Raw genomic sequence first — 22,373 nt, 5'->3', positions numbered from 1 at the left:
GGAATAGGGGGGATTGTATGTTTTCGAAAATGTTAATCGCCAATCGTGGAGAAATCGCCGTACGCATTATTCGGACGTGCAAAAAACTAGGAATTCAAACTGTCGCCGTTTATTCGGAAGCAGACGCGGATTCCCTTCACGTCAAATGGGCAGATGAAGCATATCTTATCGGCAAGCCACGCGTCAGCGAGAGCTACTTAAATATCGAAAAAATCATTGAAGTCGCGAAAAAAACAAAAGCAGAAGCGATTCATCCGGGGTATGGATTGTTATCAGAAAATCCGGCGTTTGCTCGACGCTGTGAAGAAGAAGGCATTGTCTTTATTGGACCGAGTGCCGATGTCATTGCAAAAATGGGCAGCAAAATTGAATCGCGAAAAACAATGGCAGAAGCCGGCGTGCCGATCGTTCCTGGCATCTCGTTTCCGCTTAACGATGCCGATGAGGCGATAAAAACAGCGGAAACAATCGGGTATCCGATCATGTTAAAAGCGTCGGCAGGCGGCGGTGGCATCGGCATGCAGGTCGTAAAAAATGAAGAAGAGCTGCGAAAGGCGTTTGAAGGAAATCAAAAGCGAGCCGCCTCCTTTTTCGGCGATGGAGCGATGTATCTGGAAAAATACATTGAAAATCCAAGGCATATCGAAATCCAGCTACTTGCTGACCACCACGGCCATTGCATTTATTTATGGGAACGAGAATGCTCAATTCAGCGGCGCCATCAAAAAGTAGTTGAAGAAGCCCCATCACCGTTTTTAGATGAACAAACGCGGCGGAAAATGGGAGAAACGGCTATACGGGCGGCAAAACATATCGGCTACACGAATGCGGGCACGATTGAGTTTCTCGTCGATGAACAAAAAAACTTCTATTTTCTCGAAATGAATACAAGGCTTCAAGTTGAACATCCAGTTACGGAAGAGATTACAGGCCTTGACTTAGTCGAAGAACAATTGCGTATTGCTGCTGGTGAAAGGCTTCGTTATACACAAGACGAAATTCAGCAGGACGGTCATGCGATCGAAGTGCGCATTTATGCTGAAGATCCCAAAACGTTTTTCCCATCCCCGGGAAAAATTACGCTCTTTCAGGCGCCGGAAGGAGAGAATATTCGCAATGAAACGGCGGTAACGAGCGGAATGACAGTAACTCCTTTTTACGATCCAATGATTGCCAAACTCATTACAAAAGGACAAACTCGCCAAGAAGCAATGACTCGTATGTTGCAAGCTCTTGAACACTACCAAATTGAAGGCATTAAAACAAATATTCCAATGTTAAAAGAAGTCGTATCCCACCCCGCTTTTCAAGCCGGACAAACAACGACGAATTTTGTCGAACTACATTTGCATAAAGCGACAACAAAATAAGAAGAAATGGAGGAAGAAAAGCAATGAGCCAAGTAGTGGCAACGATGGCAGGAAACGTATGGAAAATTGTTGTGTCTGTTGGAGAACAAGTAGAAGAAGGGCAAGATGTTGTGATTTTAGAATCGATGAAAATGGAAATCCCGATTGCCGCAGAAACATCAGGAACAGTGAAAGACATTCGTGTACAAGAAGGTGACTTCGTCAATGAGGGCGATGTGCTACTTGAGCTTGAGTAAGAGGTGAAACGCGCATGAGCAAATGGCCACAACGTGTCACGATAAAGGAAGTCGGCCCTCGCGATGGATTACAAAATGAAGAAACCACCATTGCGACGGAAGATAAAATTACATGGATTAACCAATTATCAAAAACAGGATTGACCTATATTGAAATCACGTCGTTTGTTCATCCGAAATGGATTCCGCAACTCGCTGATGCATTAGAAGTAGCGACAAGGATTGAACGAGTCCCCGGTGTCACATACGCTGCGCTTGTCCCGAATATGAAGGGATTAGAAAAGGCATTAACTGCTCAAGTGAATGAAGTATCGGTGTTTATGTCGGCGAGTGAAACACATAATCGAAAAAATATTAATAAATCAATAGAAGACACATTTCCGGTGCTCAAGGAAGTGGTCAAGGTGGCAAAACAGGAAGGGAAAACAGTGCGAGGCTACGTCTCAACCGTTTTCGGTTGTCCGTATGAAGGAGTCATTTCTGTTGATCAAGTCATTAATGTTTCGGAAAAGCTGTTTGAAATGGGGATTGATGAACTGTCTCTAGGCGATACGATAGGGGTTGCGACTCCACGCCAAGTACAAGAGATACTTGAGCAGCTGCTAAAGCGATTCCCGAAAGAAAAACTTGCCATGCATTTTCATGACACGCGCGGTACAGCGCTTGCGAATGTGCTTGCTTCATTAGAAATGGGAATGACCACATTTGACAGCTCGCTTGGCGGCTTAGGAGGATGTCCGTACGCCCCAGGTGCGTCGGGAAATGTCGCGACCGATGATTTAGTGTATATGCTTCAAGGTATGGGAATTTCGACGGGCCTTCATGTTGAGCGATTAACCGAAGCTGCATTATTCATTCAAAGCAAAATCGGGCGCCCGCTTCCTAGCCATTATTTACAAACGGTCGATGTACCGCCGTGCTAGCGTTCTATTTTGCCAAAAAAGGAGGCATCTCTTCTTATGTCCGAACAAGTCCTTTATTCGTCACTTGACCATGGTATTGCTCTTATTACCCTGAATCGGCCCGAGACAGCAAATGCATTGTCAATTGCGTTGCTAAAAGACTTGCAACAGTTGCTTCATCATCTTGCATTTCAACGTTCGATTCGTACTGTCATCGTCACAGGAGCCGGGGAAAAAGCTTTTTGCGCCGGAGCTGACTTAAAAGAGCGCGCTGGCATGAATGAAACGGAAGTGCGGAAAACCGTTGCGCTCATTCGCGAAACGGTTAATCAATTCGAACAGCTTCCACAGCCTGTCATTTGTGCGATGAATGGTTCCGCGTTTGGCGGAGGACTTGAACTTGCCTTGGCGTGTGATATCCGCATTGCTGCCGATACCGCTCAACTCGGACTTACGGAAACTTCACTCGGCATCATTCCGGGTGCCGGTGGAACACAACGGCTCCCTCGCTTAATTGGAAAAGGAAAAGCAAAAGAACTTATTTTTACTGCGAAACGAATTACTGCGCGAGAAGCGGAACAACTCGGGCTTGTGGAATATGTCATACCGCGTGAACAAGTGCTCGAAAAGGCGGTTGAACTTGCAAAACAAATGGCGCAAAATGCACCGATTGCCCTTATGCAGGCGAAACTCGCTATCAACCGTGGCCTTGATGTTGACTTATATACAGGGTTGAAAATTGAACAAATGGCATATGACATCACCATTCCAACAAAAGATCGGCTCGAAGGATTACAGGCATTCAAAGAAAAACGAAAACCCGTCTACAAAGGGGAATAGGGGGAACGAAATATGCAAACGAATGATGTCATCAATCAACAAAAGCAAACGCTCACTGAAAAATTAGAAGAACAAATCAAAAAAATCGAACAAGGCGGCGCTGCCAAATACCATCAAAAAAATGCAGAACAAGGAAAACTGTTCGTTCGTGACCGACTTAAATTATTATTTGACGATGGAATGCAATTTGAAGATGCGCTATTTGCCAATTGTCTTGCAGAAGGGCTCCCTGCCGACGGTGTCGTCACTGGAGTTGGGAAAATCAACGGTCAGACGGTTTGTGTGATGGCCAATGATTCTACCGTAAAAGCCGGATCATGGGGAGCACGGACGGTCGAAAAAATCATTCGAATTCAAGAAACAGCGGAAAAACTTCGCTGTCCTATCTTATATTTGGTGGACTCCGCCGGCGCGCGCATCACTGACCAAATCGAAATGTTCCCGGGCCGCCGCGGAGCCGGTCGCATTTTTTATAATCAAGTCAAGCTGTCAGGAAAAGTACCCCAAATTTGCTTGTTATTCGGACCATCTGCGGCAGGTGGTGCCTACATCCCGGCATTTTGCGATATTGTCATCATGGTAGAAGGGAACGCTTCGATGTATTTAGGTTCGCCGAGAATGGCGGAAATGGTAATTGGTGAAAAAGTGACGCTTGAAGAAATGGGCGGTGCGCGCATGCATTGTACTGTATCAGGATGCGGAGATGTGCTTGTCAAAAACGAAGAAGAAGCGATTGCCTTTGCGCGCCGCTATTTATCTTATTTTCCAGCCAATTTCAGTGAAAAGCCACCGATTGCTGAGGCAAAGCCGCCAAAAGAGTTTGAAAAAACCATTGAAGATATTCTTCCAGCCAACCAAAATGCACCATTTAATATGTATGACCTCATTGATCGTATTATCGACGAAGGATCGTTTTGCGAAATTAAAAAGCTATTTGCCCCTGAATTAATTACAGGGATTGCACGCATCAATGGGCAGCCGATTGGCATTATCGCGAATCAGCCGCGCGCCAAAGGCGGTGTATTATTTCACGATTCCGCTGATAAAGCAGCGAAATTCATTACCCTTTGCGACGCATTCAATATTCCGCTTCTATTCTTAGCGGACATTCCGGGATTTATGATCGGCACGAAAGTAGAGCGCGCTGGCATTATTCGTCATGGTGCAAAAATGATTTCGGCGATGTCAGAAGCCACCGTTCCGAAAATTTCTGTCATTGTGCGAAAAGCGTATGGTGCAGGGCTTTATGCGATGGCGGGACCGGCGTTTGAACCGGATTGCTGCTTAGCGTTTCCGAACGCACAAATTGCTGTGATGGGACCGGAAGCGGCTGTCAATGCGGTCTATGCGAATAAAATTGCCGAGTTACCTGAAGAGGAGCGAGCCGCCTTTATCGAACAAAAACGGGAGGAATATCGCCGCGATATCGACATTTACCGTCTCGCTTCGGAAATGGTGATCGACGGTATCATCGCTCCGAATGCGCTTCGTGATGAACTTATTCGTCGATTTGACGCGTACATGTCGAAATATATGACATTTTCAGAGAGAAAGCACGGCGTTTATCCGGTGTAAAAACAAAAAGGGGTGAAGAGGAAACCATGAAACCAGTCTACACCGATTTTGTAGAGGCAGTGAAGGATATTCAAGACGGTATGACCATCATGGTCGGCGGCTTTGGCTTATGCGGGATTCCAGAAAATCTAATTCTCGCGCTTGCGGAAACGGGGGTGAAAAACTTAACCGTTATTTCAAACAACTGCGGCATTGATGATTGGGGACTCGGCATTTTATTAAAAAACAGGCAAATCAAAAAAATGATTGGCTCCTATGTCGGGGAAAACAAAGAATTTGAACGGCAAGTTCTCTCTGGAGAGATCGAAGTAGAGCTCATTCCTCAGGGAACATTAGCAGAAAAAATTCGAGCGGGCGGCGCAGGAATTCCTGCGTTTTATACCCCGGCTGGAGTCGGCACACCGGTTGCCAAAGGAAAAGAAACGCGCGTGTTCCATGGACGTGAATATTTGTTAGAGGAAGCGTTGACAGCGGATTTTAGCCTCATTCGTGCCTGGAAAGCAGATAAAATGGGAAATTTAGTCTACCGAAAAACGGCGAGAAATTTTAATCCGATGATTGCCGCTGCTGGAAAAGTCACGATTGCCGAAGTAGAAGAGCTTGTCGACATCGGTGAGCTTGATCCGGATCACATCCATACCCCAAGCATTTACGTGCAACGCCTCATCGTCGGCAAGCAAGAAAAACGAATCGAACGATTAACGGTACGGGGGTGAGCGTGATGAGTATTCGTGAAAAAATTGCAAGAAGAGCAGAACAAGAAATTCAAAACGGATATTATGTCAATTTGGGCATCGGCATGCCAACGTTAGTCGCAAACTTCATTTCTCCAGAGAAACAAGTCGTTTTGCAGTCAGAAAATGGACTGTTAGGAATCGGTCCTTATCCGACGCAAGAAGAAGTCGATCCGGACTTAATTAACGCTGGAAAAGAAACGGTTACTGCCATTAAAGGGGCGGCGTTTTTTGACAGCGCCGAGTCGTTTGCGATGATTCGCGGCGGTCATATTGATGTCGCCATTTTAGGAGGCATGGAAGTATCTGAAAAAGGAGACCTTGCGAACTGGATGATTCCTGGGAAAATGATTAAAGGCATGGGCGGAGCGATGGACCTCGTTCATGGCGCAAGAAAAATTATTGTCATTATGGAACATGTCAACAAAAACGGTGAACCGAAAATTTTAAAACAGTGCAAACTTCCATTAACGGGGCGACAAGTCGTGCATCGTATTATTACTGACCGTGCTGTCATCGATGTTACCGACAACGGCTTAAAATTGGTCGAAGTAGCGAAAGGCTATACGATCGAAGAGGTTAAAGCCTCCACAGAGCCGTCCTTATTCATCGACGATAACGTGAAACTAGACGCGTATTAAACTAACCCTCTTGCAAAAAAGCAAAAAATTAAGTATTATAGTGATTACCTGCTGCGTTGTACGTGAACGAATGAAGTTTCAACCGATGGCTGTAAAGAGGGAGTTCTATATCGAAACGGGAATGTCATGCCTCCCATTGATGATGGCAGAGGACGACAAGAACGTTTCTGCGAACACCCACCTAGTGGAGTGTGGTTGAGAAACTCCATTCAAACAACGGCAAATCGCGGCACTTTCATTGTAATGAAAAGCCGATCTCTACAGATAGAGATCGGCTTTTTTCTTTTGGTAAACATGTTTTTCTGATTTGTTGGAGCAATATTGTTGATTTCTCTTACAAACGTGTTATAATCATAATTCGTGTAGGAATAATTCGCATAAGAACTATTTGTGATGAAAATAAAAAGGGGGGGAGGATCGTGGAGAAAGCTGGACGCGAAATCATGTATTCCGTGTTTCGGATTCAGAAGGCGCTGTACCGGCTCGTTCGTGAAGATGCGACTAGAGTCGGAATTACGGAAGTACAACTCATCGTTCTATACACATTGTTTAAAAAAGAGAATATTCGGTTAAATGATTTAGCTGAGAAATTAAACATGAGTAATAGCACTGTTAGCGGGACCATTGATCGGCTTGTCAGTGCCGGGCTAGTCATGCGGGAAACATCTAGAGAGGACCGACGTGCTGTCACGCTTCGTTTAACCGAAAAAGGAAGAGAAAAGCTAATAGAAGCCTTCAATCATGAATCCGTTCTCGTACAGCGGTTACGAAAAATAGAAAATGAAATAGAAGCCGCTGATATTGAGAAGTTATTATCGATTCACCAAACCATTAAAGACATTTTACTAGGGGAGGAATAGGACGTGAACGTAAGACGTTTGATTACCTTAAATATCATTGTGCTTATCTTATTAGTGGCAGGTGGATTCGCCGCTTATTATTATGTTAATGAAACAACGAACTATATTAAAACAGATAATGCTCGAATCGATGGGCAGGCGATTACGATTTCGTCACCGATTTCTGGAAAACTTATTAGTTGGTCTGGTGATGTAGGAAAAACATTTGACAGCGGTGATAAAATTGGGGAAGTGTCTGACGGGGAACATACTGTTCCAATTACGGTTCCTCACTATACAACCATCGTCCAACAAAATACTGTTACAAACTCTGTTGTCGCCGCGGGTATGTCTTTGGCACGTGGCTACGATTTAGATGATTTATGGGTTACAGCAAACATTGAGGAAACTAAAATTGAAGATGTGAAAGTCGGTCAAGATGTCGATATTTACGTCGATGCTTATCCAGATCGCAAATTTACAGGAAAGGTTGAAAAGCTTGGATTTGCGACAGCGAATACATTTAGTTTACTTCCAAGCTCCAATAATACAGGAAACTATACGAAAGTGACCCAAGTTATTCCGATTACGATTTCCATTGACAATTATAACGGGGCGGGGTTAGTACCAGGAATGAACGTCACCGTTCGCATTCACAAGTAGGTGATCGGTATGTCAACATTTTTAACCGCGTATATTGTTTTTTCAATTCTTGTTCTTGTTGTACTGAATTACGCAATAAGAAAAAGAAGAAACGCACCCGTCCTGCGCGAAGAAGCAGAAACGGCTGAACGTGTTCAACCGATAGATGAAGAGTCTCAAGCAGCACCGCCTCCAAATCAAGGAGGAATGATGAATATTGGAAGCAGCCGTATAAAAGTCGTTGCCACCATCATGCTCGGGGCGTTCGTAGCGATTTTGAATCAAACCTTAATTAACGTTGCTCTTCCACATATGATGAGCGATTTTAATGTTGAAACATCGACGATTCAATGGCTTGTGACTGGCTATATGTTAGTCAACGGCGTATTAATTCCGATTAGCCCGTTTTTAATTGCCAAGTTTCCAACGAAAAAGCTGTTCCTTTCAGGGATGACGCTGTTTGCGGCTGGTGCTCTCATTTGTTCATTTGCCCCTTCGTTCGCGGTTATTTTAACCGGTCGTCTCATTCAAGCCGTTGGTGCAGGGATTATCATGCAATTAATGATGGTTATTATGTTGAACATCTTCCCGCCAGAAAAACGTGGAGTGGCGATGGGGACAGTCGGGATTGCAATGATGTTTGCGCCGGCGGTCGGACCGACATTGTCCGGTTGGATTGTCGAACATTATTCATGGCGCTTACTCTTTTATATCGTGCTGCCAATTGCGATTGCTGATATTATTCTTGCTTTTCTTTGGTTAAAAAACACGCCAAAAACGGCGAATCCTACGTTGGATGTTCGTGGAGCGATTTACTCTACGATCGGATTCGGTGGAGTGTTATACGGCTTTAGTGAAGCGGGAAGTAACGGCTGGGGCAGTACAGAGGTAGCGGTATCGATTATTATTGGTGTATTGTTTTTAATTTTATTTACATGGCGCTGTTTAACTGTTGAGAATCCAATTTTGAACTTACGTGTGTTCAAATATAACATTTTCACATTGACAACGATTATTGGCTGCGTCATTAACATGGCGATGTTTGCAGCGATGGTACTGCTTCCAGTATATTTACAAAACATTCGCGGCTTTACGCCGCTTGAGTCCGGGTTATTGCTATTACCAGGGGCAATTGTGATGGCAATTATGTCTCCGATTTCGGGAGCGATTTTCGACCGAATCGGTGCGCGTTTATTGGCCATTGTCGGGTTAACGATTACCGTTATCACAACGTGGGAATTCAGCCGGCTCACATTAGAGACACCGTATCGCCACATTTTATGGCTCTATATTTTCCGAATGTTTGGCATGTCTATGCTGTCGATGACGATTATGACCGCAGGATTGAACCAACTGCCGCGTCAGCTATATAGCCACGGTACAGCAACAGCCAATACGTTGCGCCAAGTGGCTTCATCGCTAGGAACAGCATTTCTTGTTACAGTCATGTCAAACCGGGCAAAATTCCATGCGGAAAATTATACAAACGAAATGACAACGAATAACCCGGTCGTGACTGATATGATTGCGCAATTGAAACAATTGATTCCAAGCGACCAGGTGATTACGCAACTTCTGTACGGAATGGTTCAACAACGTTCTACTGTAGAAGGAATTAACGATTCATTTATTGTTGCAACAGGTCTTGCGCTTCTCGCGTTAATCTTATCGCTCTTTTTAAAAGGGAAAAAGAATGATATAACCTCTTCTTAATAAAAAACCACCTTTCATGAACCGCCTATGAAAGGCGGTTTTTTTGTTTATGTACGAAAAATAGCTGCTGCCATCGAATCGTATAAAAGCGACAGAATAGGGGGGATTCGGTTGGAAGAAAGTCGAGTATTGAAAAGAAAGAAACAAAAACGAAAAAAGGGAAAAATGTGGATTATTTGGACTGCGGCTGCTTTGATTGTTTGCAGTTTTGCTGCAATTCAATTCTATATTGCTACGCGTGATATTGGTGCTCTTGCAGAGCCGCTTCCAGCTCCTACGATGATTTATGACCGAAACGGAAAGGTGGCTAGTAAAATTTCTGTGGCAAAGATGGATCCGGTATCGATCGATCGCATACCAAATCATTTTTTAGAAGCGGTTGTTGCGACAGAAGATCACCGTTTTTATGAACATGATGGCATCGATTATCAAGGAATTTTACGTGCGCTCATTCGCAATATCGAAGCAGGCGAATGGGTCGAAGGCGGTAGCACGATCACCCAGCAACTAGCGAAAAACGTCTTTTTAACGAATGAAAAAACATTGCGGAGAAAATGGGAAGAATGGTTCATCGCCAAAAAGATCGAACGAACATACTCGAAAAAAGATATTTTAGAGATGTATGTCAATCGAGTTTATTTTGGAGAAGGGGCGTGGGGTGTAAAAAAAGCAGCAGAGACGTATTTTGGAAAGGATGTTTCTGATTTAACTGTGAGCGAATCAGCGCTATTAGCGGGGCTCATTAAAGCCCCTTCTTCTCTTTCTCCGTTCAAACATTACGAAAAGGCGATGGCGAGGAGAAATATCGTTCTCGGTTTAATGAAAGAACAAGGATTTATCGATGAGAAGACGTTTTTACGTGCGAAACAAGAAAAAATTGTATTGCGAAAAGAAAAGACGGATCCATATCAAGGAAAATATCCGTATTATGTCGACCATCTCATCGATGAGGCAATACATCAATACCATTTGACGCAAAGCGAAGTGCTTTCTGGGGGATTGCGTATTTATACCGAACTTGACCAACATATGCAACAAGCATTAGAAGCGGTATACAAAAACGATGAACTTTTCCCGAAAGGAACGAATGACCAGCTTGTTCAAAGCGGGGCGGTGTTACTTGACCCGAGATCGGGTGGGATTACTGCTTTGATTGGTGGTCGAGGTGAGTATGTCTTTCGCGGATTTAACCGGGCGACTCAATTGAAGCGACAGCCCGGCTCGACGATGAAACCACTCGCTGTATATACACCAGCGCTAGAACAAGGGTATCACATCTTTGACGAACTAAAAGACGAACCGATGGACTTTAACGGTTACCGTCCAGAAAACTACGATCATACGTATCGTGGGCGTGTGACGATGCATGAGGCTGTCGTTCATTCGCTCAACGTTCCGGCGGTATGGCTTCTTGATCAAATTGGGCTTGAAAAAGGGGTAAACGCTGTTCAACGATTTGGGATTCCTCTTGAAGAAGAAGATCATTATTTAGGAATAGCTTTAGGCGGACTACAACATGGGGTGTCACCATTACAAATGGCCGAAGCCTATTCCGTTTTTCCAAATGAAGGAGTTCGAACAGAGGCACACATCATTACAAAAATTATTGATCAAAATGGAAACGAAATTGCTAAATGGAAGAAACACGCAGTGCGAGTGACAACGAAAGAAGCAGCACAAAAAATGACGTTTATGCTTCAAGGAGTTATGAAAGAAGGAACGGGAAAGCGTGCAAATATTCTTGGAAGAGCATTGGCAGGAAAAACTGGCTCAACCCAAGTTCCGCTTGGTAGTATCAACGGTGTTAAAGATCAGTGGTTTGTCGGATTCACCCCGCAACTTGTAGGGGCAGTATGGCTCGGATATGATCGGACAGACGAACATCATTATTTACAAACGACGAGCAGTCAAACGGTAGCGGTGATTTTTCGTGAAATTATGGAAAAAGCTCTTGAAGGAATACCGCCAAAATCATTTTCGTACTCCATGCTGAAAACAGAAAAACGTCAATTACAGAAATTTTATGAACAAAGAGAGAAAGAAAAAGAAGAGAAGAAGCATGAAAAAGATTATCCATCAAGACCGAGAAAAGTGAAGGAAAAGCTGCCACACTATCCCCATGAAAAGAAACAAAAAGAAAAAAGTCATAAGCATGAATAAGTAGAGAAGCGGATTGGTTGAATTAAGCCAATCCGTTTTTCTTATCGTTCTAACGAGAATATTTTGATCATATATATAGGACAAGTTCAGAGGAAAGGAGTTTTTCACATGGCGCACTTTGGTTCCAAAGGCTGGCTTGTGAAGCAACTGAAGGACGTCGGAATTCGGCGTCATCCGGTTGAACTGAAAAAATTAGAAACGTACAAGTCATCAATTTTGTATGGGCTATATAAAAAATATGTGATGAAAAAATTGAGTTAACCGGGCGAATTTTTCGTTCGGTTTGTTTTTTAGAAACAGATAGGTGATTATAATAGAATAGGTAAGGAAGAAAGGAACGGTGGAGAAATGGATAAAAAAAGAAAAAAGAAAACGTTCGAAGTAGGGGCGAATGAAACGATTGAACAATGTCTACAGCGCATGAAGGACGAAGGATATGCTCCGATACGACGTGTTGAAGAGCCGATCTTTCATGAAGTGGAAAGGAACGGAGAGCGGATCATTGAACCGTGCGGAAGAAAAGTAATTTTCGAAGGAATACGCAACGAATAACCAGAATGCCTCCTAGGGCATTCTGGTTATTCTTGCAAATCACGTGTTTTTTTGGCGATTCGATGCTCCCCGGTAGGGTTGCCGCTGGATGATTCGTATCCAACTCGATATGCATAGTTTTTCGGCGCATGAACGACATTGTCCATGTTGTATTGCTCCAAATCTTGTTGGAATTGGCGATCACTTAGATGTTTTTCTATCGCTCATTATATGATGCGCCAATCGACAGTATTATGTGAACATTGTTAAACGAACATAAAAATACTCCTTTCCTTTCACTTCAAAATCAGTGTCATTCTCTCTTTTATTACCAAAGCAAATCATCCTTTTTTCGCTTTTTCTATTGTCTGCAAACATAAATATCGATAAAATGGGATTAGTTTAAGGCGGAGCGATTGTTCTTTCGCTCAGGCGTGAGCCTTTTGACCATCATAGCTGAAAAGGGGAGACAAATATGATTCATCACACTTGGTTGAAACGTCCAACCATGAAAAAAGTAAAATGTGTACATACGAATGCGGAAAAGTACATCGTTGACCATGTGTTAACACCGGGAAAAACGTATGAAGTGAAAAATGAAACGGAAGAATTTTATTTTATCATCGATAACACCGGCAAAGTCGGTGGTTTTTACAAAGATTATTTTGAAGTAGTAGAAGAGGCGAAATAAAATCGCCTCTGAAATATTTTGCTGTTATGAAACAAGGCTGTCTTTGTTCTTCACGGAGACAGTCTTTTACCTATTGAGAAACGAGTGCTTTCTCTTTCGGTAACCACCATGTGAGTACTCCGAGCAGCGGAAGAAAGCTGCACAATATCATAAGAATGTTCAAATTATACAAATCAGCAATTTTTCCAAGAACAACAGCCCCAAGCGCCCCCATCCCAAACGCGAGACCAACGATCAGCCCCGACGCCATACCGACATTTCCGGGAAGCAATTCTTGAGCATACACGACAAATGTGGAAAAACTTAATGATAAAATAAACCCAGCAAGAAAAACGACAGGCAGTATCCATGCAAGCGGAAGATACGGAAGCATGAGGGCAAACGGTGCAGTGCCGAGTGTCGAAAATAACATTAAATTTCGTTTTCCAAATCGATCTGCTAGAGGTCCGCCTACAAATGTACCGATTGCTCCGGCGATCATAAATACAAACAAATAAACCTGTGCTTCTTGAATCGGCACATGATAGTGTTTCATCAAATAAAATTGATAATAGTTTGAAATGCCAGCGGAGTACCATGACCGCGCAAACACTAAAAAGATTAATAGCGACAAAGCGAAGATGATATTTTGGCGTTGTCTTGGATTTGCTTTGTCGGCTTTCGCCTGTTTACGAATGGTTCCGTATTGTTTGAGGCGGTTAGAATACCATCGTGACACGCGAAACAAAAGGACGATACCAAAAGCAGCAATAACGGTGAACCAAACCGCGCCTTTTTGCCCAAACGGAACAAAAATCAGTGCCGTAAATAGTGGAGCAAGGGCATTCCCTGTATTCCCGCCCACTTGGTAAATGGATTGGGCAAATCCTCTTCTTGCCCCTGCTGCAAAATATACAACGCGTGATCCTTCCGGATGAAAAATGGCTGAGCCGAACCCTACAAACAAGACGGATAATAAGACAAAGAAAAAATGCGGTGCAAACGCAAGCCCTACCATGCCCAGCAAGCTCGCTGCCATTCCGAGCGGAAGAAAGTAAGGAGAAGGGGTTCGGTCCGTAAAAAAGCCGACAACCGGTTGCATCACCGAGGAAGTCATATTTAACGTAAATGCGATCCATCCGATGGCCGTATATGATAAATTCATTGATTTCTCCAAAATCGGAAACAGGGCAGGAATGACCGCTTGCATTGAGTCGTTTAATAAGTGACCAATACTAATGGCAATTAAAATGGGATATACCGTTGTATGTACTCCTGTCATACGTTGAAGATTTGTTTCCACGTTTCTCCATCCTCCTTATCGTTTTCAAAAAAAATCCCCTTCGTGGAAAGCGAAGGGAGGCATTTTATTCCATTATAACCCATTTGATGATGGTCGCAATAAAAAGATTTTTTACAAATAGCATATGTTTCACAAACATAGAGATACATTATTATCTTAGTTTCTCTTTCCCAGATGTATCAATGGAAATTTCTACTTTAATCTTTTTTAAATTTTCGTCTGTTAATGGAATCTTTCCGTTTTCGGAAAACTTCTTCCAATCTTCTGAGTTTTTGCGATACATCACTTCAGAGAGATTAAGGATATCAATATCATATTTTATCCCTAACTTGTAGAGGCTTCTTATTTCATCTTCCACTGCTTTTTGTGCCAAGCGAATTAATTGTGTTTCTGTTAATTTTTCCCTTAACTCAAGCACACTTCCACTGCCGGATACCTCTATGTTAAATACAGGAGTATTTCCTTTGATTTGGTAGGAAATCTTTGAATTAGGATTAAGAACATTTATAGATGCAACTACTTTGTTTCCTTTTTTTACATAAATAGGAGTCCTGCTTATTTTTTTTTCAAGCCACCTGATTCCCAGCAACTTAGAGCGATCAATGCATTTTTGAAGCTCATAGTGATCAACAAAGCAAATTCCTTTTAAATTTAACATCGATTTTTCTTTATTATTTTCCTCCCAATTACGCGTAGTAATGTTGAGATAAGGAAGCCGCGCTGTTTTTGAAGCTTCATTGATATCAGCTATAAAAAGATTTAAGCGAATCGGCCGAATAAATGAACTTTGTTTAAAAATCTCTTCAGGATTTGATAATAAAGAATAGTATGGGGTTGTATGCAAAAATGGTGTTGTCTCAAAAAGTTTTTTTAATGGCTCATCTGTCGCATAGACCCATATTGTATGCCTAATTTCGTTATATCGGTTTAAAACATCTAAGACGTCTTGCAGTACTGCTTTCTTCAGCGCTCTTTTTGTAAACACGATACTTTTCGCATGCCCCCATGATACCCTTCGTTGAATCGAAGTATACAGCTTATCGGTTGCAATATTAAACGTTTCGCCTGTGGCTTTTCCAACGGCAACGGATGTTTTTTCCTGAGTCCCTCCAGTTTCCACTTTTGCTAATCCGGTGAAGCTAAAGAGCTGAACATAAACGATAAAATGATCATCTTTATAATCAACACCTATGGAATCAACATACACCAGATGATCAATATTTTGTGCTCCCCAGCACCCTGTCAGCAAAAATATAGAGATCATAAGGGGAAAGGCGGTTTTGAATTTCAATTCGCTCCCCCCTTCGATGTATCGTCCTGCGGTTTTACCAAACCCGCCCTTTTTTTGAATAGTTTCCAACCATTTGGGATTAAGGGTTTCAAAATATCCATGGTTGGTGGAGAGAATGGAGTAAGATATGGAATTCCAAATATAGTTAAATTTGCTGTATATGTTAAAAGTAAAAATAAAGAAGCGATAAACCCAAATAACCCTAGTACAGAAGAAGCGATTAAGACAATAAAACGCAACAATGTCACGGTTCCCGATAAGTTTTGATTCACTAATGTAAACGTGGCAATTACGGAAATAGCCGCTACAACAAGGCTTCCCGGTGTCGATAAGCCAGCGTTGACAGCCGATTGTCCAATAATCAATCCGCCGACAACCGATAATGTTTGACCGATCGCTAACGGCAAGCGCATGCCCGCTTCTTTAAAAATTTCGAACAACCCTACCATGATAAACATTTCGAGTGGAGCAGGTAGCGGTACTCCTTGCCTTGAAAGCACAATGGTTGCTAAGAGAGTGAATGGTATTTCGTCTTGATGAAACGATAATAAGGAGACCCAAAATCCGGGTAAATAAATAGACACAGAAACGCCCAACAAGCGAAGGAGTCTCTGAAAAATGACAAAGATAGGTGATGTAACAGTATCTTCGGATGTATTCAGTAAAAACAATAAGTTTCCTGGACCAATAATGACGGTAGGAGCACCGTCTAATAAGATGATAAATCTTCCATTTAATAAACAATTCGCTGCAAAATCCGGCCGTCCTGTGTATGCAAATAACGGAAACAGCAAGAAACTTTTGTCACCAATCAGTTCTTCCAACTGATTGGTACTCGTAATGGAATCAATATTTACATGTAAAATTCTTTTTTTCACCTCATGAATCATTTCGCGGTTCGCGATATCATCCATGTACATTAATCCCACTTTTGTTTGACTTCTTGTTCCAACGATAAATTGTTCATAAAAGAGCTTATGAGATTTCACTCGCTTGCGGATGAGTGCGACGTTTTTCGAAATTTCCTCAATAAAACCGTCTTTCGGACCGCGGATTGACACTTCCGTGTTCGGCTCTTCCGGGTTGCGGTTCGGCGGATTGGCAAGCGTAAGGGAATATAAAACATCGGCTTCTTGAAAGTAGACTAATAAATCACCGTTAAAGAGAAGATAGTTCAGATCATCAATCAGCACTTCTTTTCCAAGCAACTCCATTGGCATCAGTTTATTTGCTTCAATTTCCTCCACCGACTGGCAAGGATATTCGCGGCACATTTCGCGAAACATTGGAAATATAGCCTGTTTCATAAGCTGGGTATCACACAGCTCCTCGCAATAGACAAACGCTAAGGTAAGCGTGCCGCTTGCGGTTTTTGCCGGTTGAATCGTCGAAGTAAGAATTGCGACATCTTTGCAATTAGAAAAATGATCGCGCAAAGTTTGCTCGGAAATGATGAGTGTTTCCTGTCCGCTATGATCATTTTTATTATTTCTGATTTGTGGTGCTCTTGAAGGAATTTGCATGATTAAGCTCTCCTCTTTTTTAAATATGAAATGAGTGCCAATATTCCAATGAATAAAGAGAGAGATAGAATGGATAGCAGCGAAAGCGGTAAAACAAATTTATATAGCAAATCTAAAAATTTGTCGTCGCTGATTGGAATCAATGCGGCTAAAAAAATGGTGATATAAATGACGATTAGAATCCATAATCGTGATTTTTTATCCGTTACATGAAATAGCTCTGGTATAAGCGCAGTAACCAGAGAAATGCGGATAAACGCTCCAGACATCCACTGATAAACAGAAAGAAAATCAAGATATTCAATGTACGTTCCTAATTTGATTAATCGCCATTGTTCAAACGCCGGGTAACGTAAATTCGCTGCTTCTTTCGGTCCGAATTCAATAATCGCACCAATCGTTGGACCAATGCATAAGCTTGCGGCGAGAACACTAATGATGAAAAGTGCTGTAAAAGAAAATCGAGTTTGAAGATGATGTTGCATGAATAGAATAATAAAAATTTCTACATATCCGGCACCGACATAAATCATCCCTTGTAAAACAGGAGTAAAACCATTTTCCATGATTGGCTTTAACAATGAATAATCTTTATGCGGCGCGGTTGCGATCATCACTAAAATCCCAAAAAGAACGACAAACGGAAAAATAATGACCGCCGTCTTTGCGATGGATGGTATGCCATAATAGGCGTTATAAAAGCACATCGCTGTAATGGTTAACAAAACAGCCCAATCGGGTGTGCGCGTTAAGTAGGTAGTAGTAGTAAACGTAACCGTGTCACTGAGCGTAATATAGCCTATAACAAGTAATAATAGACTTCCAACAATAGACACAAAATATGCAATGGCACTTTTAAATTCGTTTTTTAACCATAAGAATAAATTCATTTGATTGGATTGCTTCATGACAAAGTACAAAAGCGGAAGCCACAATGGCAATGCAACAAGGGCTGTGAGTGCCGAAATCCACGCATCACGGCCGGCTGCGTCTAATAGCAACGGGATCACAATGACATGATTCATTAGCCCGATAGATAACATAAATATACAAACCAGTTGTACTGTACTTAACGAACGATTATTCACAGCGGACACCTTTCTTTGGCTAACTATGTTGCTATTTTTTCCAAAAGAGGCAATGCCTATTCTTTTTCGTAATATACATGAAATAATATACAAAAATAGTAATGTGTATTTGACGATAATTTGATACAATGAAACAAAATTCAGTGATATTCATATAGGGAAAGGATGGGAACGATGAGAATGTATTGCGATTTATTTGAAAACGATCAACCTGCTGTTCACTTTTAAGACGAGGTGAGCAGCTAGTAACCGCGCCTCGTCTTAGGGATGATGGTGTTTTTAAATCCCTATGAGGACGGAGGTTTGTTTCAATGAAAAATACATTTTTCGGCGCTTTATATTTATCGTTAGCAGCTAGCATCTGGGGCGGGATGTATGTTGTCAGCAAATATGTCCTCGATTTCGTTCCGCCATTTACGTTAGTGTGGCTTCGTTATGTCATCGCGTTCGTTGTTTTATTCGGGATATTAAAAGTCCATCAATATAAAACAAAAACGAGTATTTCCATTGGAAAACAAGATTGGTTTTTGTTAGGATGGATCGGCTTTATCGGCTATTTTGTTTCCATCTCATTGCAGTTTATCGGAACAAAATTATCTGATGCGCATACCGGAGCGTTAATCACGTCAGCAACTCCGGCGTTTATTATCTTGTTCGCAAGATTTGTCTTAAATGAGTTGATTACCTTGAGAAAAGCCGCTGCTCTTTTGCTGGCTTCCATTGGAGTTATCATCGTCATCGGTTTTGACAATAGCGGTGGATCATCATTTTGGGGAAATATAGTGTTACTTGGGGCAGCGCTGACATGGGCGCTTTTATCTGTGTATGTGAAAGTGGCCTCCACTCGCTTTTCGGTCTTGACGATCACAACATATGCCATTTGGTTTGCCTTATTATTCACTACCCCGATTATGCTTTGGGAACTACATGAACAACCTGTTTCTTTTCCTAGCATGATCGTCGTATTTGGAATACTGTATCTTGGAATTATTTCGACAGCAGGGGCGTTTTTTCTCTGGAATAAAGGAATGGAAATGATGGATGCGGGGATCGGCTCGTTATTTTTCTTTTTTCAGCCGCTCGTCGGCGCTGTTTTTGGCTTTTTGTTTTTACATGAACAGATGACCGCTTCGTTTTATTTAGGCGGGCTGCTGATTATCATAGGGGTGTTTATTGCCGTTATGTCTCCTATCCATCATCGTCAGTCAAAAGAAGGGAAGAATTATGGTCGCTCAAGTCTCTAATCGAATAAAAGGACTAATAATGGTCATCACCGGTGCAACGCTTTGGGGATTATCAGGGACAGCGGCACAAGTGTTATTTCAAGAAAAGCAAATAACCGCAGAATGGCTTGTCGTTGTGCGAATGATTCTTGCAGGAAGCGTATTACTATTGTTTGCGGCATACAAACGGATGGCAATATTTTCGCTCTGGACCGACATCAAAAGCGTAGTAAATTTATTATTGTTTGGATTTGTCGGCATGCTTGGAGTGCAATATACGTATTTTGCATCGATCGCCACCGGCAATGCCGCTACAGCCACGCTATTGCAATACTTAGCTCCTGTATACATTGTTATATACGTGATGGTTGTCCAAAAGCATCGTCCATCGAAAGAGGTGACGTTTGCCATTTTATTAGCCCTTCTAGGAACCTTTCTATTGATTACAAATGGTTCGACAGGAGAATTAAAAGTATCGCTCATTTCTGTCATTTGGGGGATTCTTTCGGGTGTTGCTTTAGCGTTTTATACGTTATCTTCGGCACAGATGTTGAAAAAATGGCACTCCGTCATCGTTGTCGGCTGGGGAATGGTCATCGGTGGGGGAGGCATGTGTTTTATTTTTCCTCCTTTTCCTTTGCCGTCGGTTCACTGGGATATGGAGACATGGCTACTTATCTTATTTGTCGTTGTATTTGGCACTTTATTAGCCTTTTTATTGTTTGTCGAAAGCATTCGCTACTTATCGCCGACGGAATCGAGCCTACTATCTAGCGTAGAGCCGCTATCGGCCGTAGTAGCCTCGATCGCTTTCTTACATGTCCCGTTCGGCCTGTTCCAAACCATTGGAGCTGTTTGCATTACTGTGACGGTTCTCTTGTTGTCTCAGAAAAAAGAGAGACAATCCTCACGTTCGACAACATCTATATTATAAAAAACGAGGGATGTTGACTAGGTCGACATCCCTTGTTTTGTTTATTCAACAAGTAAAATTCTCCTTAGAGGACATAATCAGACTTGCATCCGCTCATAATGAATAATAACGAATGTGCGCAGGAGGGCGGGTATGAAGCTCATTCATCTTACATTAGAACTCGTCACAGGGTTTGTTTTTTTGTTTCTCATTGTCAAAGTGATTGGAAAAAAGCTGATTAACCAGATGACCCCTTTTACGTTTATTTCTGCTCTTGTGTTGGGAGAATTGCTTGGAAATGCACTGTATGATGATCAGATTAGCGTATTTTATGTTATCTACTCAATGGGGATATGGGGACTGTTGCTTTTCCTTGTCGAATATATCGGGCAAAAATTTTTACGCTTTCGTGGCATTGCAGAAGGGAAACCATCAGCTCTGATTAAAAACGGCATTATCGATTGGGAGGAGTTAAAGAAAAATCGAATAACGCTCAATCAATTACAAAGTTTGCTTCGCCAAAACGAAACGTTTTCCATTCGTGAAGTAGCATTTTGTTATTTAGAGGTCAACGGTTCGATCAGCGTGATCAAAAAAGCGAAATATCAAAAAACGATCCGGGAAGATTTTCGTATGCCGCCACAACCTGTTCATGTTCCCGTCACGCTCATTCGCGATGGGGAAGTGCTTTTAGACGAGCTTCGCGATGCAGGAAAAGATGAAATCTGGTTACAACGCGAACTGCGCGCACAAGGAATTTCTAACTATAAAGACGTATTGATTGCCGAATGGCTTGAGGGAGACGGACTATTTGCGCAAACATATGAATAGTACAACAACAAATGAAAAGAGGGCATACATCCCTCTTTTTCTCATGATTAGTTCGTAGCCTTAGGAAACGTAATCGTTAACGTAGTTCCTTTATTTACCTCGCTTTGAATATGCAACGTTCCCTGCATCGTTTGAATCATCTTTACAGCTACCATTGTTCCAAGACCGGTTCCCTTTTCTTTTGTACTAAAGTATGGCTCACCAAAACGGCTCACTTGTTCCGCTGTCATTCCCACTCCTGTATCTTTAATGGCAATGATGACATGATTCCCATGCAAGCGGGATGAAATCGTTAATGTTCCTCCGTTTGGCATGGCTTCGATGCTGTTTTTTATCAAATTCAAAAAACATTGTTGAAAGTACTGAATATTTCCAACAATCATACCGGGCTGCAGTTCCTCAACAATTTCAATCGAGTTCATATGAGCCATTGGTGCTAACATCTGAACGACCCTTCGCAATTCCATATCTACCATGAGATGTTCCACCTTGTTCGATGTTGGTTTGGCAAAGGTTAAATAATCGTTAATAATTTCTTCCGCTCGATTAATTTCGTCTAAAGCAATTTGAATGTAACGATCTTTTGTATCTTGTGGAAGAGAAGGGGTTTTTAATAATTGAATAAATCCTTTTACAACGGTTAATGGATTGCGAATTTCGTGTGAAATGCTGGCCGCAAGTTGACTAACCACTTCCATTTTCTCGACTTTTACTAGTTTTGAGCGCATCATAATCGCTTCTTTTAATGTTTCCATAATATACACAACAAATAGCATCCCAATCGGAGGAAGCAAGATGAAATAAACAATATAAGAATCCGTTACTGGAAAATGAGCGATGATGATGGCAAGAAACGTGGTAAGAATCGCCAGAAGAAAGGTTAACCAAACCGACATAGAGAGCTTGTTTGGGCGTTTTAATGTCTTAAATGTTGGCGAAATGAGAGCCGTGACGCCAAACATGGTCATATACACTATCGCAGTAAGATGCTCAAACCCGTAAATCAGAAAGCGGGCAGCTAGCAAAATCAGCAGCAAAATAAAGCCGACGATTCCACCACCATACAGTGTGCCTAGAAGAAAAGGAATTTGTCGCAAATCATGAATGCAATGCTCATCAATGTAAATGGGAAATTTCATGCATAAAATTAACGGAAATCCCATGCAAATGGTAAGGAGAGCATTTCTGTATGATTTTCTCTTTTTAAATATCTCCCCGTGATCATAAATAAAGTAAAAAACAAATACGCTCACTAAAATATAAAACAAATTGTTTAATACATGTTGATTTATATAAGCCCCCATATAATATCTCCCATCTACGAAAATTCAACACTATATTATTATAC

22 protein-coding genes and 1 other RNA gene are annotated in these 22,373 nt (G+C 42.0%); 18 read left to right on the top strand and 5 right to left on the bottom strand.

Features of this window, described 5'->3' with window-relative positions; genetic code table 11:
* Positions 1-17: 17 nt before the first annotated feature.
* The 15 genes from accC (at position 18) to HNR31_RS10390 (ending at position 12,874) form a co-directional block, all read left to right on the top strand.
* A complete protein-coding gene (gene accC, locus HNR31_RS10460) occupies positions 18-1,370 on the top strand; it encodes an acetyl-CoA carboxylase biotin carboxylase subunit (protein WP_181556194.1) in 1,353 nt (450 codons plus the stop codon).
* Between the two features lie 23 nt (positions 1,371-1,393).
* A complete protein-coding gene (locus tag HNR31_RS10455; protein ID WP_181556193.1) occupies positions 1,394-1,606 on the top strand; it encodes an acetyl-CoA carboxylase biotin carboxyl carrier protein subunit in 213 nt (70 codons plus the stop codon).
* Between the two features lie 14 nt (positions 1,607-1,620).
* Positions 1,621-2,529 (top strand): hydroxymethylglutaryl-CoA lyase, encoded by a 909-nt coding sequence (locus HNR31_RS10450; protein ID WP_181556192.1) that lies wholly within the window; start codon positions 1,621-1,623, stop codon positions 2,527-2,529.
* Positions 2,530-2,565: 36 nt separating this feature from the next.
* On the top strand, positions 2,566-3,348 hold the full coding sequence (locus HNR31_RS10445) for an enoyl-CoA hydratase (protein ID WP_181556191.1): 783 nt from the start codon (positions 2,566-2,568) through the stop codon (positions 3,346-3,348).
* A gap of 12 nt (positions 3,349-3,360) precedes the next feature.
* Positions 3,361-4,923: an acyl-CoA carboxylase subunit beta gene (locus tag HNR31_RS10440; RefSeq protein WP_181556190.1), complete on the top strand. Its 1,563-nt coding sequence runs from the start codon at positions 3,361-3,363 to the stop codon at positions 4,921-4,923.
* 26 nt (positions 4,924-4,949) lie between these two features.
* Positions 4,950-5,639 carry a CoA transferase subunit A gene (locus HNR31_RS10435; protein ID WP_181556189.1) on the top strand — a complete coding sequence of 230 codons (690 nt, stop codon included), beginning with the start codon at positions 4,950-4,952 and terminating at the stop codon, positions 5,637-5,639.
* 5 nt (positions 5,640-5,644) lie between these two features.
* Complete coding sequence (locus HNR31_RS10430; RefSeq protein ID WP_181556188.1) at positions 5,645-6,298, top strand: CoA transferase subunit B; 654 nt, start codon at positions 5,645-5,647, stop codon at positions 6,296-6,298.
* Between the two features lie 45 nt (positions 6,299-6,343).
* Positions 6,344-6,535, top strand: a non-coding RNA gene (gene ssrS / locus HNR31_RS10425) — 6S RNA.
* 182 nt (positions 6,536-6,717) lie between these two features.
* On the top strand, positions 6,718-7,158 hold the full coding sequence (locus tag HNR31_RS10420; protein WP_181556187.1) for a MarR family winged helix-turn-helix transcriptional regulator: 441 nt from the start codon (positions 6,718-6,720) through the stop codon (positions 7,156-7,158).
* 3 nt (positions 7,159-7,161) lie between these two features.
* Entirely contained in the window at positions 7,162-7,800 is a 639-nt protein-coding gene (locus HNR31_RS10415; RefSeq protein WP_181556186.1) for an HlyD family secretion protein, read from the top strand.
* A gap of 9 nt (positions 7,801-7,809) precedes the next feature.
* Entirely contained in the window at positions 7,810-9,492 is a 1,683-nt protein-coding gene (locus HNR31_RS10410; protein ID WP_181556185.1) for a DHA2 family efflux MFS transporter permease subunit, read from the top strand.
* A gap of 111 nt (positions 9,493-9,603) precedes the next feature.
* Positions 9,604-11,652: a transglycosylase domain-containing protein gene (locus tag HNR31_RS10405; RefSeq protein WP_258561056.1), complete on the top strand. Its 2,049-nt coding sequence runs from the start codon at positions 9,604-9,606 to the stop codon at positions 11,650-11,652.
* Between the two features lie 108 nt (positions 11,653-11,760).
* Entirely contained in the window at positions 11,761-11,913 is a 153-nt protein-coding gene (locus HNR31_RS10400; RefSeq protein ID WP_181556184.1) for a DUF2639 domain-containing protein, read from the top strand.
* Positions 11,914-12,000: 87 nt separating this feature from the next.
* Positions 12,001-12,204, top strand: coding sequence for an NETI motif-containing protein (locus tag HNR31_RS10395; RefSeq protein ID WP_181556183.1), 204 nt, complete (start codon positions 12,001-12,003; stop codon positions 12,202-12,204).
* 454 nt (positions 12,205-12,658) lie between these two features.
* Entirely contained in the window at positions 12,659-12,874 is a 216-nt protein-coding gene (locus HNR31_RS10390; RefSeq protein ID WP_181556182.1) for a DUF6501 family protein, read from the top strand.
* 70 nt (positions 12,875-12,944) lie between these two features.
* On the opposite strand, the gene HNR31_RS10385 is transcribed toward HNR31_RS10390, so the two are convergent.
* The 4 genes from HNR31_RS10385 to HNR31_RS10370 form a co-directional block, all read right to left on the bottom strand.
* A complete protein-coding gene (locus HNR31_RS10385) occupies positions 12,945-14,135 on the bottom strand; it encodes an MFS transporter (protein WP_220129503.1) in 1,191 nt (396 codons plus the stop codon).
* A 172-nt stretch (positions 14,136-14,307) separates the two neighbouring features.
* A complete protein-coding gene (locus HNR31_RS10380) occupies positions 14,308-15,447 on the bottom strand; it encodes a Ger(x)C family spore germination protein (protein ID WP_181556180.1) in 1,140 nt (379 codons plus the stop codon).
* The gene (locus HNR31_RS10375; RefSeq protein WP_181556179.1) at positions 15,444-16,970 is read right to left on the bottom strand and encodes a spore germination protein; all 1,527 of its coding nucleotides are present in this window, start codon (positions 16,968-16,970) and stop codon (positions 15,444-15,446) included. Before HNR31_RS10375 ends, HNR31_RS10380 begins: the two co-directional genes overlap by 4 nt.
* 2 nt (positions 16,971-16,972) lie before the next feature.
* Entirely contained in the window at positions 16,973-18,058 is a 1,086-nt protein-coding gene (locus tag HNR31_RS10370) for a GerAB/ArcD/ProY family transporter (protein ID WP_181556178.1), read from the bottom strand.
* Positions 18,059-18,369: 311 nt separating this feature from the next.
* On the opposite strand from HNR31_RS10370, the gene HNR31_RS10365 reads away from it, so the two are divergent.
* From HNR31_RS10365 to HNR31_RS10355, 3 genes are all read left to right on the top strand, one after another.
* Positions 18,370-19,302, top strand: a complete 933-nt coding sequence (locus tag HNR31_RS10365) for a DMT family transporter (RefSeq protein WP_181556177.1) — start codon at positions 18,370-18,372, stop codon at positions 19,300-19,302.
* Positions 19,283-20,215 (top strand): DMT family transporter, encoded by a 933-nt coding sequence (locus HNR31_RS10360; RefSeq protein WP_181556176.1) that lies wholly within the window; start codon positions 19,283-19,285, stop codon positions 20,213-20,215. Before HNR31_RS10365 ends, HNR31_RS10360 begins: the two co-directional genes overlap by 20 nt.
* A gap of 132 nt (positions 20,216-20,347) precedes the next feature.
* A complete protein-coding gene (locus tag HNR31_RS10355; protein ID WP_181556175.1) occupies positions 20,348-21,025 on the top strand; it encodes a YetF domain-containing protein in 678 nt (225 codons plus the stop codon).
* 47 nt (positions 21,026-21,072) lie between these two features.
* On the opposite strand, the gene HNR31_RS10350 is transcribed toward HNR31_RS10355, so the two are convergent.
* A complete protein-coding gene (locus tag HNR31_RS10350) occupies positions 21,073-22,329 on the bottom strand; it encodes an ATP-binding protein (RefSeq protein ID WP_181556174.1) in 1,257 nt (418 codons plus the stop codon).
* Positions 22,330-22,373: the final 44 nt, after the last annotated feature.

This window comes from Thermaerobacillus caldiproteolyticus (assembly GCF_013761245.1).
In the GTDB taxonomy this organism is placed as follows: Bacteria; Bacillota; Bacilli; order Bacillales; family Anoxybacillaceae; genus Thermaerobacillus; species Thermaerobacillus caldiproteolyticus.
Note: the sequence above shows the minus strand (reverse complement) of the source record. Positions and strands in the feature narration are given on the sequence as shown.

Bases quoted from the DNA above. Each gene is read 5' to 3' on its own strand.
- accC (WP_181556194.1), top strand. From the start codon at position 18: ATGTTTTCGAAAATGTTAATCGCCAATCGTGGAGAAATCGCCGTACGC.
- HNR31_RS10410 (WP_181556185.1), top strand. From the start codon at position 7,810: ATGTCAACATTTTTAACCGCGTATATTGTTTTTTCAATTCTTGTTCTT.
- HNR31_RS10435 (WP_181556189.1), top strand. From the start codon at position 4,950: ATGAAACCAGTCTACACCGATTTTGTAGAGGCAGTGAAGGATATTCAA.
- HNR31_RS10350 (WP_181556174.1), bottom strand. From the start codon at position 22,329: ATGGGGGCTTATATAAATCAACATGTATTAAACAATTTGTTTTATATT.
- HNR31_RS10400 (WP_181556184.1), top strand. From the start codon at position 11,761: ATGGCGCACTTTGGTTCCAAAGGCTGGCTTGTGAAGCAACTGAAGGAC.
- HNR31_RS10360 (WP_181556176.1), top strand. From the start codon at position 19,283: ATGGTCGCTCAAGTCTCTAATCGAATAAAAGGACTAATAATGGTCATC.
- HNR31_RS10365 (WP_181556177.1), top strand. From the start codon at position 18,370: ATGAAAAATACATTTTTCGGCGCTTTATATTTATCGTTAGCAGCTAGC.
- HNR31_RS10395 (WP_181556183.1), top strand. From the start codon at position 12,001: ATGGATAAAAAAAGAAAAAAGAAAACGTTCGAAGTAGGGGCGAATGAA.
- HNR31_RS10455 (WP_181556193.1), top strand. From the start codon at position 1,394: ATGAGCCAAGTAGTGGCAACGATGGCAGGAAACGTATGGAAAATTGTT.
- HNR31_RS10375 (WP_181556179.1), bottom strand. From the start codon at position 16,970: ATGCAAATTCCTTCAAGAGCACCACAAATCAGAAATAATAAAAATGAT.
- HNR31_RS10355 (WP_181556175.1), top strand. From the start codon at position 20,348: ATGAAGCTCATTCATCTTACATTAGAACTCGTCACAGGGTTTGTTTTT.
- HNR31_RS10445 (WP_181556191.1), top strand. From the start codon at position 2,566: ATGTCCGAACAAGTCCTTTATTCGTCACTTGACCATGGTATTGCTCTT.
- HNR31_RS10385 (WP_220129503.1), bottom strand. From the start codon at position 14,135: ATGACAGGAGTACATACAACGGTATATCCCATTTTAATTGCCATTAGT.
- HNR31_RS10430 (WP_181556188.1), top strand. From the start codon at position 5,645: ATGAGTATTCGTGAAAAAATTGCAAGAAGAGCAGAACAAGAAATTCAA.
- HNR31_RS10450 (WP_181556192.1), top strand. From the start codon at position 1,621: ATGAGCAAATGGCCACAACGTGTCACGATAAAGGAAGTCGGCCCTCGC.
- HNR31_RS10390 (WP_181556182.1), top strand. From the start codon at position 12,659: ATGATTCATCACACTTGGTTGAAACGTCCAACCATGAAAAAAGTAAAA.
- HNR31_RS10440 (WP_181556190.1), top strand. From the start codon at position 3,361: ATGCAAACGAATGATGTCATCAATCAACAAAAGCAAACGCTCACTGAA.